This window comes from Enterobacter sp. NFIX58 (assembly GCF_900110475.1).
GTDB classification, from domain to species: Bacteria; Pseudomonadota; Gammaproteobacteria; order Enterobacterales; family Enterobacteriaceae; genus Enterobacter; species Enterobacter quasiroggenkampii.
In genome coordinates, this window is record NZ_FODW01000001.1 from 476,507 (window position 1) to 489,928 (window position 13,422).

The window sequence follows — 13,422 nt, forward strand, 5'->3', positions numbered from 1 at the left end:
TCACTAATCCGGCAAGGGCTAAAGTTTGTCCAACGCAAACCCAACAAAAGGTAAATGACATGAACACGACTCTCTCAGGAAAAATCGCACTGGTCACCGGCGGCAGCACCGGCATCGGTCTTGCCACGGCGCAGGAGCTTGCTGCACAGGGCGCGAAGGTGTACATCACCGGACGACGTCAGGCCGAGCTGGACGCGGCGGTGGCTGAAATCGCTTCAACGGCAGTGGGCATTCGCGCTGACGTGTCAAAACTGGCGGACCTGGACGAGGTCTATGCCCGGATAGCCAAAGAAGAAGGCCGCCTCGATATTCTGTTCGCCAATGCGGGTGGCGGCGATATGCTGCCGCTGGGCGCGATAACCGAAGAGCAGTTTGACCGGATTTTCGGCACCAACGTCCGCGGGGTGCTGTTTACGGTACAGAAGGCACTGCCGCTGCTGTCCGCCGGATCCTCGATTATTCTGACCGGCTCGACGGTGTCCATTAAGGGGACGGCAAACTTTAGCGTCTACAGCGCCAGCAAGGCCGCCGTGCGCAACTTTGCCCGCTCCTGGGCGCTGGATTTGCAGGGCCGTGGGATCCGCGTCAACGTGGTCAGCCCGGGCCCGATCAAAACCCCAGGCCTCGGCGATCTGGTGCCGGAAGAACATCGTCAGGGACTGTACGACGCGCTGGCCGCACAGGTGCCGCTCGGCCGTTTAGGCGCGCCGGGTGAGGTGGGTAAAGCGGTGGCGTTTCTGGCCTCCGACGCGGCCAGCTTTATTAACGCCACCGAGCTGTTCGTGGACGGTGGGATGGCGCAAATTTAACCCAGACTGCGCCAGCAGCGGACATCACGGCCCTCGCGAGAGGGCTGTAACGGCTGAGGACGTTCGCACCCCTGCGCGGCCATCGGGCATCGGTCACGGAAAAAACAGCCTTCGGGCAGATGACGGTTGCCGGGAAGCTCCGTTTTGCGTAAGGCCAGCGTCTCATCCAGCGGTTCACCGGTGCGGGGAACCGAATCGAGCAGCAGACGGGTGTAAGGATGGCGCGGCTCCCCAAGCACCTGAGCGGCGCTGCCCAGCTCCACAATCTGCCCAAGGTACATCACCGCCACGCGGTCGCTCATGTGCCTGACCACCGAGACGTTATGTGAGATCAACACGTAGGTCAGATTACGCTGCTGTTGCAGGGTCACCAGCAGGTTGAGGATCTGCGCCTGCACGGAAATATCCAGCGCGCTGGTGGGTTCATCGAGCACGATGATATCTGGATCTGACGAGAGCGCCCGGGCGATGGCAATGCGCTGGCGCTGTCCGCCGGAGAAGGCGTGCGGAAGCCGGTCGAGATACTCCGGGCGAATGCCCACCTGTAGCGCCAGGTTTTCAGCCAGCTGACGGCGTTCGCGCTCGCTGCTGCGCTTTTGTACCCACACCGGCTCGGTGATAATGCGCCAGACCGGCAGGCGCGGGTCGAGCGAAGAGAGCGGATCCTGAAACACCATCTGCATGCCGCCCGCGTGGTGCGCCCGCTGGCAGGCGCCGGTGCTGGGCTTAAGCATGCCCATCAGCAGCTGGGCCAGCGTGCTTTTCCCGCAGCCGGACTCCCCGACAATGCCAAGCGTCTCTCCCCGACGGATCTCAAGGTCGAGCCCGTTGAGCGCGTGGACCTGTTCCGTCACGCGGCCCAGCCAGTTTTTACGTGCCGCAAAATTCACGTGCACGCTATCCAGTTCCAGCAGTACATCAGACATGGGCTTTCTCCCGTTGTGGATACCAGCAGGCAGCCTGTTGGCCTTCTGCGCCATGGGGCTGTAAGCGCGGTGTTTCGCTGCATTTCGTCCCGGCGGCAAAGCAGCGCTCGCGGAACGCGCATCCCTGCGGAAGCTGGCTGAGGTTGGGGACCGTGCCGGGGATGGCGGGAAGCGGGGCGCGCGGCTGGCCGTTTTCCGGCGCGCACTGCAGCAGACCAATGGAATAGGGATGTACAGGCTGTTGGATCAGCGTTTGCGTGGCACCGCTCTCGATCACACTGCCCGCATACATCACGTACATTCTGTCGCAGAGCTGGGACACCACGGCCATATCGTGGCTGATAAACAGCACCGAGGTGCCGCTGGCCCGTGCCTTGTGTTTCAGCAGGCGCAGCACCTGCAGCTGGACGGTGACGTCCAGCGCGGTGGTCGGTTCGTCGGCGATAATCAGCTCCGGCTCGCAGGAGAAGGCAAGGGCGATCATCACCCGCTGGCGCATCCCGCCGGACAGCTCAAACGGATAGCGCGCCATGACCGCTTTCGCATCCGGGATTTGCATCTCTTCCAGCAGGGTAATCGCCTTCTGCTGCGCCTCATGCCGGGAAAGCAGCTGATGCTGGCGGATCACCTCCACCATCTGTTTGCCAATCCGCCGCGTCGGGTTGAGGGCGGTCATGGGCTCCTGAAAAATCATAGCGACCTTTGCGCCGCGCCACTGGCGAAGCTGTTTCTCGGATGCCGTCAGGACATTTTCGCCGAGTAATTTCACCTGACCATGATGAATGCGGTAGCTGCCTTCCGGCAGCAGACGCATGGCGAGCATGGCGGTCACCGATTTACCTGAACCGGATTCACCCACCACGCCGACAATTTCACCCCTGCCGATCTCCAGCGAGACGTGGTTCAGCGCGTGGACCTCGCCGCGGAAAATCGGGAAGCTCAGATGCAGGTCTTCAATCTTGAGTACCGGATCGGTCATCACTGTTTACCTCCCGATTTCGGATCCAGCAGATCGCGGATACCGTCGCCAAACAGGTTAAAGCCCACGGCGGTTATCAAAATCGCCGCACCGGGAAACGCGCAGTACCACCACTGGTCCAGAACGTAGTTACGGCCGACGGCCACCATCGCGCCCCATTCGGCGGTAGGCTGCTGCGCTCCCAGGCCAATAAACCCCAGCGTGGCGGCCATCAGGATGGCGCTGCCGATGTCCAGCGATGCCTGCACAATCAGCGGCGGCAGGGCGTTGCGCAGGATGTGCCAGCGGATCAAATGCCAGCGGGAGGCGCCAAAGGTGCGGGCGGCCTGCACGTAGGTAAACTGGCGCACCACCAGGGTTTGGCCGCGTGCCAGGCGGACGTAAAACGGAATGCGGACAATCGCAATTGCTAGCATGGCGTTAAACAGGCTCGGCCCGAGCGCGGCGGCCAGCGCCATGGTCAGCACCAGGGAAGGTATCGAGAGCATAATGTCCATCACCCGCATGATGACGGCGTCGCCGCGCCCGCCCAGCACGCCGGACAGACAACCCAGCAGCGAACCGATGCCGCCCGCAATCACCACCACCGCCAGTCCGGCGGTAATGGACTGCTGGCTGCCCGCCAGCACGCGGCTGAACAGATCGCGGCCCACCTCGTCGGTACCAAACCAGTGCTGCGCAGACGGCGCCTGCAGGCGCGCGGTCAGATCCAGCGCGTTTGGATCATGCGGCACGATCCACGGCGCGGCCACCATAATGAAAAGCATCACCAGCATAATGACGCCGCCAACGATCGTGAGCGGGCTTTGACGCAGCATCCAGAACAGCTTTGCCCAGTTGATGCGTTGTCTGACGGGTTTAACCGGGACGGGCGTTTCCTGCGTTAACATCATTCGGCACCTCCGCGCCCAATTCGCGGGTCAATCCACAGGTAAAGCAGATCGACCACCAGATTAACCAGCACGTAGGCCAGCGAAACAACGACGGCAAAGCCCATCACGGCAGGGAAATCGAGCGCCTGAATGGATGTCACCACCCAGGCCCCCATGCCCGGCCAGGCAAAGACGGTTTCGGTCAGCACGGCGCCGTACAGCAGGTCGCCCAGCGCCAGCCCGAGCACGGTAATCGACGGGATCATCGCATTCGGCAGGGCGTAGCGCAGGACGATATACCAGCCGGGCAGGCCGCTGGCGCGGGCCGTGCGAATGTAGTCTTCGCTAAGCTGCTCCAGCATCGCCGAGCGAACCTGACGCGCCACGATGCCCAGATGCACAAACGCCAGCGTCAGCGAGGGCAAAATCAGGTGCTGCAGCGCATTGAAAAAGACCTCTCCATTACCTTCCAGCAGGGCATCCAGCAGATAAAAGCCGGTGACGTGGGCAGGCGGGTCGAGCCAGTCGTCCAGCCTGCCGCCGCCCGGCAGGATCTGCAGGTGCCCGTAGAACAGGACAATGACGCCCAGCCCAAGCCAGAAGGCCGGGGTGGAGATCCCGGTAATCGCCATTAAACGCACCAGGTGATCCAGCCAGCGGTTGCGGTAGACCGCCGACAAAATTCCCAGCGGCACGCCGATGACCAGCGCCAGCAGCAAGGAACAAAAGGCCAGCTCCAGCGTGGCGGGGAAAAAAGCCTTCAGGTCTTCCGCAACCGGACGGCCGGTCCGGATGGAGGTGCCTAAATCACCGTGGGCCAGGGCGTCCACGTAACGGCCAAACTGAACATACAGCGGCTGATCCAGTCCCAGCTGCTGGCGAATGTTCTGCACGATATCGTCGCTGGCGCGGTCGCCGGCCAGCAGACGGGCCGGATCGCCGGGGATCAGGTGCGAAATAATAAAAGTGATAATACAGACACCGGCCACCACAAGGAGTAACCCCCAGCAGCGCTGGCGCACGATGCTCCAGAACGTCATACACTTTCCCCCGGCGAAACGGTTACTTGCTCATGGTGGCGATGTTAAACACCTGCTCGAGCATTGGATTAAAGGTGAAGCCTTTGACCTCTTTGTTCATCGCCAGCTGGTAGTTCTTCTGGAACAGATAAACGTAGGCCGCCTCGTCGATGACTACCTTTTGCGCCTGCTGGTAATCTTTGGTGCGTTCAGCCTGGTCGGTGGTTTTCAGCGCGGCCTGCAGCAGGGAATCGACCTCTTTGTTCTCATAGAACGAGCGGTTGCCCGGCAGCCCTTTTTTGTCCGATTCGAACCAGTAGTTCATGAACATGTACGGGTCGGCAAAGTCCGGGCTCCAGTTGCCGATGGCAATGTCGTAATCGCCTTTGCCGACGCGGTCGCGCATGGTGGCATTGGCCAGTTTTTCCAGCTTGACGTTAATGCCGATCTTGCCAAGGCTGGCCTGCGTTGAGAGCGCGATAGGCTCCCAGTTCGGATCGTTGTCAGAGTAGAGGAAGGTCAGGCTGGCGGGCTTGTCTTTAACCTTCTCCAGGGCCGCTTTGGCTTTTGCCTCGTCGAGGCTGTACTGCATTGCCGTGGCGTCAAATCCCCACATGCCTTCCGGGATCGGGCCGCGCATCTGCTTGCCGTTGCCGCTCAGAATGCCTTTCACCATCCCCTGATAGTCTGTCGCCCAGGAGACCGCGCGGCGTAAATCGACCTGATTGAGCGGCGCTTTGCTGTTGTTGAGGTAGAGATAGGTCACGCGCAGGGACGGGTATTCGGCGACGGCGACTTTCCCTTCCTGCTTCAGGGCTGACAGCTGATCAACCGGCAGGGAGTCGGCAATGTCCAGGTCACCGCGGGAAAGCTGCAGACGGCGCGACGCGCTCTCACCGATAATTTTCACCGAGACGCGCTTGAAGTGCGGTTTGTCGCCCGACCAGTGCGGGTTTGGCACCAGCACCAGCTGCTGGCCTTTCTGCCAGCTCTTCAGCATAAACGGCCCGGACCCGGCGGTGTTTTGCGCCAGATAGCCGCGCGCGTCGTCCGCGGCATTGGCCTTCAGCACCGCAGGGTTAATGATGGAGGCGCCGTCGTTCGCCAGGGTGTAGAGGAAAGGCGCGAACGGCTGGCTGAGGGTGAATTTCACCGTATGGTCATCAACGGCATCAATTTTCAGATCTTTTGGGAAGGCTTCAGACGGCCCCTGGCTGAGCTTCAGCAGGCGTTCAAAGGAGAGTTTGACCGCCTCGGCGGTGACCGGCGTGCCGTCGGAGAATTTGGCGTTATCCGCCAGGGTGAAGGTCCACTCTTTCTGGTCGTCGGAGGCTTTCCAGCCCGTCGACAGATCGCCTTCCACCTCGGTAGAGCCTGGCTTGTACTTGACCAGACGCTGGTAGGATGGATAGGTGACGGTCCAGTCGTTGTTATCAATAGTGATGGCCGGATCGAGCGTTTGCGGGTCGGCGGCTTTCCCGATGACCAGCATGTCTTTCGGGACGGCAGCCAGCGCCAGCGGTGCACTCAGGGCCAGCGTGGCGGCAATGACGGTCGAGAGAAGCGATGTTTTCATGGCAGTGCTCCAGGTTTAAAGAGGGGTGTGCGTCAGGGGAAAACAGGCAAAACGGTCATCAAGCAGCGGGTAGCTGGCGGCGTTCGGCAGTTCGAAGTGCCACCATTCGCTGCCGATCCCGACAAAACCGCCGCCGAACATGATGGCGTTCAACAGCAGACGGTTGCGCTGGGCGTGGGGCGGCACGGAAGGGTGATACGGATGCGAGCGGTCATGCATTTCGTCAAAACCGGCGCCCATATCCAGCACGGCGTTATGCTCGTCCATCAGGGTCACGTCGATGGCCGTGCCGCGACTGTGGTTGGAGCCAATCGCCACGTCGACAACATATTCCGGGTTCGGGCAGGCCTCCCACAGCTGGGCCTGCGCCTGCTGTGGCCGATAGGCGTCGTAAACCACCAGCTTCAGTCCGGCCAGCGTGGCAATGCTGATGGCTTTTGCCAGCGCGGTGGCCGCGTCGGTATGCAGCAGGCACAGCGCCTCCTGGTAAATTGGGCGGCCGGTAATATTGTCGGCGGTGGCGTACTTCAGATCGATATGCAGCGTGGGGAACGTCTTCGCCACATCAATCAGTTCACTCTCTACGGGCATAGCTCCGCTCCTTTAGCGTTCGAATTGACCAAACTCTTGTTGTAATTGTCGGTTTACTGCCAGGCGCGCCGGAAGCGCATCACCCAGCGCTTCCACCACACCCGACAGCAGCAGGTTGAACAGACAGCTCACAGGGGCAAGTGAATCCCAGAAATGACCGGTATCGGTTTTCACCTGCAGTAAATCAATCGGATAATCCCGCGCCCACGGGCACCAGATATCGGTGATTAAGGCCAGCGGAATGCCTTTCTCGCTCGCGACGCGGCAGTACTGTCGGGCCATCGTGGAGTAGGTACGCGTATCGGTCAGCACGACATAAGGGTGCGCAAACCCGGAGTTCAGGGATTCCACCCAGCTGCCGGATGCCCCTTCGGAGTAACTCACCCGCGGGCGGAGGTATTCAAGGTGGCTGAAGAAGGCGTTGGCGATCCCGCGCGTGGACTGGATCCCCAGCACAAAGACCGCGTCCGCGTGGGCCAGATGGTGCACCACCTGACGAAAAGCGTCCGTTTGCGCCAGCTGATACACCTGCGTGATGGCGTCCACTTCCAGCGACAGGGCGTGCTGAAGGCGGTTGGGCAGGGGGCGCTGCTGCTGCCAGGAGTCGAGGCGCTCGTTCATGCCCCAGGGCTGATACGGATCGCGCAGGCTTTTTTTGGCATCCTCCAGGTTGCGATACCCCAGCTTGCGCAGAAAGCGTCCGACGGTGATCCCGCTGGTTCCGCTCGCCAGCCCGACGCTCTCCGCCGTTTCAAACGGGATTTGCGCGGCGTGCGCCAGCAGCCAGCTTCCGACCCGCTTCTCGCTGGGGGTAAGCTGGCTGAAGGTCGCTTCGATACGGCTCAACATCTCAGGTTTCGTCGTCATACCGCCTCGCTGTTAACAGGCTGTCAATGGCCGAAATTGTGTTACCTGATTAACAATGCATGACGCGTGCCATGTTCACAGGCGGGCGAAAACCCGCTGCGCAGTAAACTTCATGCAATATTTGGTTAACCAATGATCAACATTTGTGCAGCGTAGTTCACTTTTGGTGCACTGGCTGACCGGACAGGTATGAATTTGGTGAATACGTCAGCCTGTTCACATTTTTGATAAGATAGAAGCACTGAGAACATAAAAGGGATCCCTCATGGCGAATTTGCCCTGGCGAGTCAGCGTGCGCCTGATCGCGCTTGCAAAGAAAACAGGAATGGTCGTGGGGATCGTCCTGGTCGTCCTGCTGGCGGTGCGGGTGTATCTCTCGCAGCAGGGGCCGGAACTGCACCTGTGGCACACCTGGCGGGCAGATGAGATGTCCGTTCGCGAGCTGGATAACGCCGATTTTGCCGGGTACCTCGCCCGGGAAAAGGCGATTTTCACCGATCTGGATAACGCGGTGACGGCGAAAACAGCGGGCGAGGAACAAACCCCGTTAAACCGCTATTACCGCCAGAGCCTGGTGTGGCCCGGTCAGTTTGCCCCCGATGCCAACCGCTCCTTTGTGCTGATGCCAGCCGGCAACCCCCGCGGCGCGGTGGTGCTGCTGCACGGGCTGACGGATTCGCCATACAGCGTCAGGCGCCTTGCCGTGAACTATCAGCAGCACGGCTTTGTGGCCGTGGTCCCGCGACTTCCCGGACACGGCACCGCGCCCGGTGCGCTGACGGACGTGGACTGGGAAATGTGGCTGGCGGCCACGCGCCTTGCCGTACGGGAAGCCACGCGCCTGGCGGGTGATGCGGTGCCTCTGCATCTGGTGGGTTACTCCAACGGCGGGGCGCTGGCGATGAAATATGCCCTCGATGCGCTGGACGCGCCTGCACTGCGTAAACCGCAGCAGGTGATCCTGCTCTCGCCGATGATTGGCGTGACGGCCTTTGCGCGGTTCGCCGGTTTCGCCGGGCTACCGGCGCTGCTGCCGCCGTTTGCCAAAGCGGCCTGGCTGAATATCTCCCCGGAATATAATCCGTATAAATACAATTCGTTCCCGGTGAACGCCGCCCGCCAGTCGTGGCTGCTGACGAAGGCCCTGCAGGAGCAGATTGGCCGCGCGGCGCGGGAAAACAGGCTGGCGAATTTGCCGCCGGTGCTGGCGTTCCAGTCGGTCATGGACTCCACGGTCAGTACCCGCGCGGTGGTCAGTGGCCTGTTTGACCAGCTTCCGGCAAACGGCAGCGAACTGGTGATGTTCGATATCAACCAGGCGGCGAGCTTCCGTCCGCTCTTCAAACCGTCGTCCTGGACGGCCACCACGGCGCTGCTACCGGTCGCGCAGAGACGTTACGGTGTCACTATTATCACCAATGCCAGCGAGCACAGTTTCTCGACGGTGGCGAAAATAACCCCGGCAGGCAGAACGCAGGAGACGGTGGTGCCGCTTGCCCAGTCCTGGCCGCAGGATGTCTATTCCCTGTCGCACGTTGCGGTGCCGTTCCCGCCGGATGACGATCTCTATGGTCGCGAACCTGGGGTGAAAAATCGCTACGGTATCAGCCTGGGGACGATTGCGCTCTGGGGAGAAACGTCCGTATTAAGCGTCGGAAAAGAGGCGCTGATGCGGGTCACCTCGAACCCGTTTTACGACTTTATGCAGGAGAGGATTAACAGCCGGATTGGGGACGAGAAAAAGTAACGTTCCCCTGTAGCGTGAATATGTTAGGTCGCATTGATTAAGTATGTTACATAGTAGCTTCAAGGCACCTCTCTTTCTCATTGGAACCCCTTTTTGTGCTGACGACTCTGATCTACCGAAGCCAGTTGAATTTATCCCGCCCGTCCACTGAACTGCGGGAGCTGGTGGCGCGCGCCAGGGGCCGCAACACAAAACTGGCTATTACCGGCGTCCTCCTGGCTAATGGGAATGAGGTTCTGCAGATCCTCGAAGGGTCGGAAGAGAGTGTGGTCAAACTTTTCCATACCATCCGTGAGGACAAGCGGCACAGTGGGGTGGTAGAACTGCTGCGGGACTATGGTCCGCGCAGACGCTTCGAAAACGTCGGGATGCTGCTGTTTGATCTGCAAACGCAGTCGCCGAAAGAGGTGCTGCAGTCGGTGCTGCGCTACAGCAAGCTGGACAGCTATCTGACCTCCGACGATCGGGTGTTCAAATTTATTCAGACCTTTATAACCGGTAAACGTCCGGTCCCGTCGGGGGCACGCTACACCGCGGACAAATGGACGCTCTCGACCGAAACGCTACCCTTTGGCGAACACCTGGGCCTGATTGCCGGGCAAACCTGCCAGTTTGCGCTGCAGCCTATTGTCGAGCCCTCGGAAGGGAAGATCAGCTCCCTTGAGGCGCTTATCCGCGGCAACGACGGCGGCAGCCCGGAGCATTTCTTCAGCACCGTCGACCCGGACAACATCTACGAAGTCGATCTCCAGACAAAAGCCTATGCCTTTGCGCTGGCGGAAAAGCTGGGCATTGGCAGCCATAAAATCGCGGTAAACCTGCTGCCCATGTCGCTGGTGAATGTCCCTGGCGCAGTGGAATTTCTGGTCGATCAGATTAAAAAACATGGTCTTCAGCCGGAGCAGGTGGTCATTGAAGTCACTGAAAACGAGATGATCTCCGGGTTCAACCAGTTTAACAGTGCCATCAAGCAGCTTCGCGGTGAGGGGATTGGCCTGGCGATCGATGATTTTGGCTCGGGCTATGCCGGACTTTCGCTGCTGACCCGGTTCCAGCCGGATAAAATTAAAATCGACCGGGAAATTGTCAGCAATATTCACCTGAGCGGCCCGAAACAGGCAATTGTGCGCTCCATCATCAGCTGCTGCTCCGATCTTGAAATCACCCTGGTGGCGGAAGGTATCGAGAAAATTGAGGAGTGGTGCTGGCTCGAATCTGCCGGGATCCGACGCTTTCAGGGATTTCTGTTTGCCCGGCCGCAGCTGAATGGCGTCGGCGATATCCACTGGCCGCATCTGGTGCGTTAAGTCAAATTTCCCTCCCGTTATTTCCCCTTTGCCCGGCCTGTGCTTAAATAGCTAAATCGGTTTAACATAGTTTAGCTACGAGGATCACATGAAGAAAATCTGGGTACTTGGCGATGCGGTAGTGGATTTGCTGCCAGATGGAGAAGGTCGATTACTGCAGTGCCCTGGCGGCGCGCCAGCGAACGTCGCGGTCGGTATTGCCCGGCTGGGCGGCCAGAGCGCCTTTATTGGCAGGGTTGGCGACGATCCTTTCGGGCGGTTTATGGCGAAAACGCTCGCTGACGAGCGGGTTGACGTGACGTGGATGCGCCTTGACCCGGCGCACCGCACCTCAACGGTGGTGGTTGATTTGGACGACCACGGCGAGCGATCGTTTACCTTCATGGTGCGCCCGAGCGCCGATCTGTTTCTCGAACCCGACGACCTGCCGACGTTCAGCGCCGGGGAGTGGCTGCACGTCTGCTCCATCGCCTTAAGCGCCGAGCCGAGCCGTGCCACGACCTTTCAGGCGATGGCCGCCATCCGGGAGGCGGGCGGTTACGTCAGTTTCGACCCCAATATTCGCCCGGATCTCTGGCCGGATGAGAACGCACTTCACCGCTGTCTTGAACAGGCACTGCAAAGCGCTGACGTGGTGAAACTTTCGGTAGAAGAACTGGCCTTTTTCACCGGCAGCGCGGAGGTAAACGTTGGTCTGGAGGTGCTGATGCAGCGCTGCCCGGCGCGTCTGGTGCTGGTTACCCAGGGAAAAGCGGGCGTAACCGCGTGGCATGAAGGTACCGTAAAACACTACCCGGCAACGCCTGTGCAGTGCATTGATACGACCGGCGCGGGCGACGCCTTTGTGGCGGGGCTGCTCTACGGTCTGGCCGACGGTCAGGCGCTGCCTCCGGTTATCGCGCTCGCCCAGCGCTGCGGCGCGCTGGCCACCACCGCCAAAGGGGCGATGACCGCGTTGCCCTGGCAGCACGACCTGTAATTTCTCCTCTCCTGGCCGCCATCCGGCGGCCTGAATTGTCGCCTCGATCACACTTACTAAATCGGTTTAGCAAAAAAGATTGCCGATCCAAAATTCACAGGTTTAGTATCAGCAACCTAAACCGGTTTAGCAATTTAGCACGTTTAATGACTTCTTTTAGGGATGCGACAAAATGTATAAAAAACGCAGACTTGCCGTGATGATAGGCATGCTGGCCGGAAGTACCTCTGTTTTTGCCCAGACGGATATGTCCAGTATTGAAGCGCGCCTTGCCGCGATGGAGCAGCGCCTTCAGGACGCGGAGACGCGCGCGCAGGTAGCCGAGAAGCGCGCCGCGGCAGCAGAACAAAAAACGCAGCAGCTGGTTGCCGCTCAGCAGCAGGCGCAAACGACGACCCAGGAGGTGGCGCAGCGCACCACCGCGCTGGAGAAAAAGGCGGATCAGACCGGCGGGTTTGAGTTCCACGGCTATGCCCGCTCTGGCCTGCTGATGAACGATGCGGCCTCCAGCAGCAAAAGCGGCCCTTACCTGACGCCAGCCGGTGAAACCGGCGGTGCGGTGGGGCGTCTGGGTAACGAAGCCGACACCTACGTCGAGCTGAACCTCGAGCACAAGCAAACCCTGGATAACGGGGCGACCACGCGCTTCAAGGCGATGCTGGCCGATGGTCAGAGAACCTATAACGACTGGTCAGCCGATACCAGCGACCTCAATATTCGCCAGGCCTTCGCAGAGCTGGGCAATCTGCCTGATTTTACCGGCGCGCTGAAGGGCAGCACCTTCTGGGCGGGTAAACGCTTCGACCGCGACAACTTTGACATTCACTGGCTGGATTCCGACGTGGTGTTCCTGGCCGGTACCGGCGGCGGCGTTTATGACGTGAAATGGAACGATTCGCTGCGCAGCAACTTCTCCATTTATGGCCGCAACTTCGGCAGCGTGGAGCAGACCGACAACAACGTTCAGAACTATATACTCAGCATGAACCACTTCGCCGGCCCGTTCCAGCTGATGGTGAGCGGCCTGCGGGCGAAGGATAACGACGACCGTAAAGACACTAACGGCGATCTCATCAAAACGGATGCCGCCAATCACGGCGTTCATGCTCTGGTGGGCTTGCATAATGACAGCTTCTACGGCCTGCGCGAAGGGACCGCCAAAACGGCGCTGCTGTATGGTCACGGGCTGGGTGCGGAGGTGAAAAGCATCGGCTCCGATGGCGCCTTGCTGTCTGAGGCGGATACCTGGCGCTTCGCAAGTTACGGTGTCACGCCGATCGGCGGTGGCTGGAGCGTTGCGCCCGCCGTTCTGGCACAGAGCAGTAAAGATCGCTACGTCAAGGGCGATAGCTATGAGTGGGTAACGCTCAACACCCGCCTGATCAAAGAGGTCACCCAGAATTTCGCGTTGGCCTTTGAGGGCAGCTATCAGTACATGGATTTAAACCCGGAAGGCTATAAGGATCGCAACGCCGTGAACGGCAGTTTCTACAAGCTGACCTTTGCGCCAACCTTAAAAGCAAGCAAAATCGGCGATTTCTTCAGCCGTCCCGAACTGCGCCTGTTTGCCACCTGGATGGACTGGAGCAGCAAACTGGATCATTACGCCAGCGATGATGCCTTTGGCAGCAGCGGCTTCAACGCCGGCGGGGAATGGAACTTTGGGGTCCAGATGGAAACCTGGTTTTAACCCATCACGCTCCCGCCTGGCGGGAGCGTTTCGCACATCATAAAAAGAAGTCAGGCAGAG

General features: G+C 60.0%; 12 protein-coding genes. 5 read left to right on the forward strand and 7 right to left on the reverse strand.

The window, feature by feature from the left end:
* Positions 1 to 59: 59 nt before the first annotated feature.
* Positions 60 to 809 carry an SDR family NAD(P)-dependent oxidoreductase gene (locus BMW97_RS02340; protein WP_008501706.1) on the forward strand — a complete coding sequence of 250 codons (750 nt, stop codon included), beginning with the start codon at positions 60 to 62 and terminating at the stop codon, positions 807 to 809.
* Here the strand turns inward: BMW97_RS02340 and BMW97_RS02345 are convergent.
* The 7 genes from BMW97_RS02345 to BMW97_RS02375 are packed head-to-tail and all read right to left on the reverse strand — an operon-like array spanning position 806 to position 7,639.
* A complete protein-coding gene (locus BMW97_RS02345; RefSeq protein ID WP_045908778.1) occupies positions 806 to 1,735 on the reverse strand; it encodes an oligopeptide/dipeptide ABC transporter ATP-binding protein in 930 nt (309 codons plus the stop codon). The two genes, BMW97_RS02340 and BMW97_RS02345, sit on opposite strands and share 4 nt — an antisense overlap.
* On the reverse strand, positions 1,728 to 2,714 hold the full coding sequence (locus BMW97_RS02350) for an ABC transporter ATP-binding protein (protein WP_045908777.1): 987 nt from the start codon (positions 2,712 to 2,714) through the stop codon (positions 1,728 to 1,730). Before BMW97_RS02350 ends, BMW97_RS02345 begins: the two co-directional genes overlap by 8 nt.
* Positions 2,714 to 3,607, reverse strand: a complete 894-nt coding sequence (gene ddpC / locus BMW97_RS02355; RefSeq protein WP_045908776.1) for a D,D-dipeptide ABC transporter permease — start codon at positions 3,605 to 3,607, stop codon at positions 2,714 to 2,716. The genes BMW97_RS02350 and ddpC overlap by 1 nt, the downstream gene beginning before the upstream one ends.
* Positions 3,604 to 4,626 carry an ABC transporter permease gene (locus BMW97_RS02360; protein WP_045908775.1) on the reverse strand — a complete coding sequence of 341 codons (1,023 nt, stop codon included), beginning with the start codon at positions 4,624 to 4,626 and terminating at the stop codon, positions 3,604 to 3,606. Before BMW97_RS02360 ends, ddpC begins: the two co-directional genes overlap by 4 nt.
* 22 nt (positions 4,627 to 4,648) lie before the next feature.
* Positions 4,649 to 6,181, reverse strand: a complete 1,533-nt coding sequence (locus tag BMW97_RS02365; protein ID WP_045908774.1) for an ABC transporter substrate-binding protein — start codon at positions 6,179 to 6,181, stop codon at positions 4,649 to 4,651.
* Positions 6,182 to 6,196: 15 nt separating this feature from the next.
* The gene (ddpX, locus tag BMW97_RS02370; RefSeq protein ID WP_025911023.1) at positions 6,197 to 6,772 is read right to left on the reverse strand and encodes a D-alanyl-D-alanine dipeptidase; all 576 of its coding nucleotides are present in this window, start codon (positions 6,770 to 6,772) and stop codon (positions 6,197 to 6,199) included.
* A gap of 12 nt (positions 6,773 to 6,784) precedes the next feature.
* Positions 6,785 to 7,639: a MurR/RpiR family transcriptional regulator gene (locus tag BMW97_RS02375; protein ID WP_045410261.1), complete on the reverse strand. Its 855-nt coding sequence runs from the start codon at positions 7,637 to 7,639 to the stop codon at positions 6,785 to 6,787.
* 265 nt (positions 7,640 to 7,904) lie between these two features.
* Here BMW97_RS02375 and BMW97_RS02380 point away from each other — a divergent pair, with 265 nt between their 5' ends.
* The 4 genes from BMW97_RS02380 to BMW97_RS02395 all read left to right on the forward strand — a co-directional run bounded on the left by BMW97_RS02380 (position 7,905) and on the right by BMW97_RS02395 (position 13,362).
* Positions 7,905 to 9,386: an alpha/beta hydrolase gene (locus tag BMW97_RS02380; RefSeq protein WP_045908773.1), complete on the forward strand. Its 1,482-nt coding sequence runs from the start codon at positions 7,905 to 7,907 to the stop codon at positions 9,384 to 9,386.
* A 95-nt stretch (positions 9,387 to 9,481) separates the two neighbouring features.
* Complete coding sequence (locus BMW97_RS02385; RefSeq protein ID WP_045908772.1) at positions 9,482 to 10,693, forward strand: diguanylate phosphodiesterase; 1,212 nt, start codon at positions 9,482 to 9,484, stop codon at positions 10,691 to 10,693.
* An 88-nt stretch (positions 10,694 to 10,781) separates the two neighbouring features.
* On the forward strand, positions 10,782 to 11,672 hold the full coding sequence (locus BMW97_RS02390) for an aminoimidazole riboside kinase (protein WP_045908771.1): 891 nt from the start codon (positions 10,782 to 10,784) through the stop codon (positions 11,670 to 11,672).
* Positions 11,673 to 11,844: 172 nt separating this feature from the next.
* The gene (locus tag BMW97_RS02395) at positions 11,845 to 13,362 is read left to right on the forward strand and encodes a carbohydrate porin (protein WP_045908770.1); all 1,518 of its coding nucleotides are present in this window, start codon (positions 11,845 to 11,847) and stop codon (positions 13,360 to 13,362) included.
* The last annotated feature ends 60 nt before the right edge of the window (positions 13,363 to 13,422 follow it).

What these genes read in the sequence shown, in the direction of transcription:
- BMW97_RS02340 (WP_008501706.1), top strand. Translation starts at nt 60, where the DNA reads ATGAACACGACTCTCTCAGGAAAAATCGCACTGGTCACCGGCGGCAGC.
- BMW97_RS02345 (WP_045908778.1), bottom strand. Translation starts at nt 1,735, where the DNA reads ATGTCTGATGTACTGCTGGAACTGGATAGCGTGCACGTGAATTTTGCG.
- BMW97_RS02350 (WP_045908777.1), bottom strand. Translation starts at nt 2,714, where the DNA reads ATGACCGATCCGGTACTCAAGATTGAAGACCTGCATCTGAGCTTCCCG.
- ddpC (WP_045908776.1), bottom strand. Translation starts at nt 3,607, where the DNA reads ATGATGTTAACGCAGGAAACGCCCGTCCCGGTTAAACCCGTCAGACAA.
- BMW97_RS02360 (WP_045908775.1), bottom strand. Translation starts at nt 4,626, where the DNA reads ATGACGTTCTGGAGCATCGTGCGCCAGCGCTGCTGGGGGTTACTCCTT.
- BMW97_RS02365 (WP_045908774.1), bottom strand. Translation starts at nt 6,181, where the DNA reads ATGAAAACATCGCTTCTCTCGACCGTCATTGCCGCCACGCTGGCCCTG.
- ddpX (WP_025911023.1), bottom strand. Translation starts at nt 6,772, where the DNA reads ATGCCCGTAGAGAGTGAACTGATTGATGTGGCGAAGACGTTCCCCACG.
- BMW97_RS02375 (WP_045410261.1), bottom strand. Translation starts at nt 7,639, where the DNA reads ATGACGACGAAACCTGAGATGTTGAGCCGTATCGAAGCGACCTTCAGC.
- BMW97_RS02380 (WP_045908773.1), top strand. Translation starts at nt 7,905, where the DNA reads ATGGCGAATTTGCCCTGGCGAGTCAGCGTGCGCCTGATCGCGCTTGCA.
- BMW97_RS02390 (WP_045908771.1), top strand. Translation starts at nt 10,782, where the DNA reads ATGAAGAAAATCTGGGTACTTGGCGATGCGGTAGTGGATTTGCTGCCA.
- BMW97_RS02395 (WP_045908770.1), top strand. Translation starts at nt 11,845, where the DNA reads ATGTATAAAAAACGCAGACTTGCCGTGATGATAGGCATGCTGGCCGGA.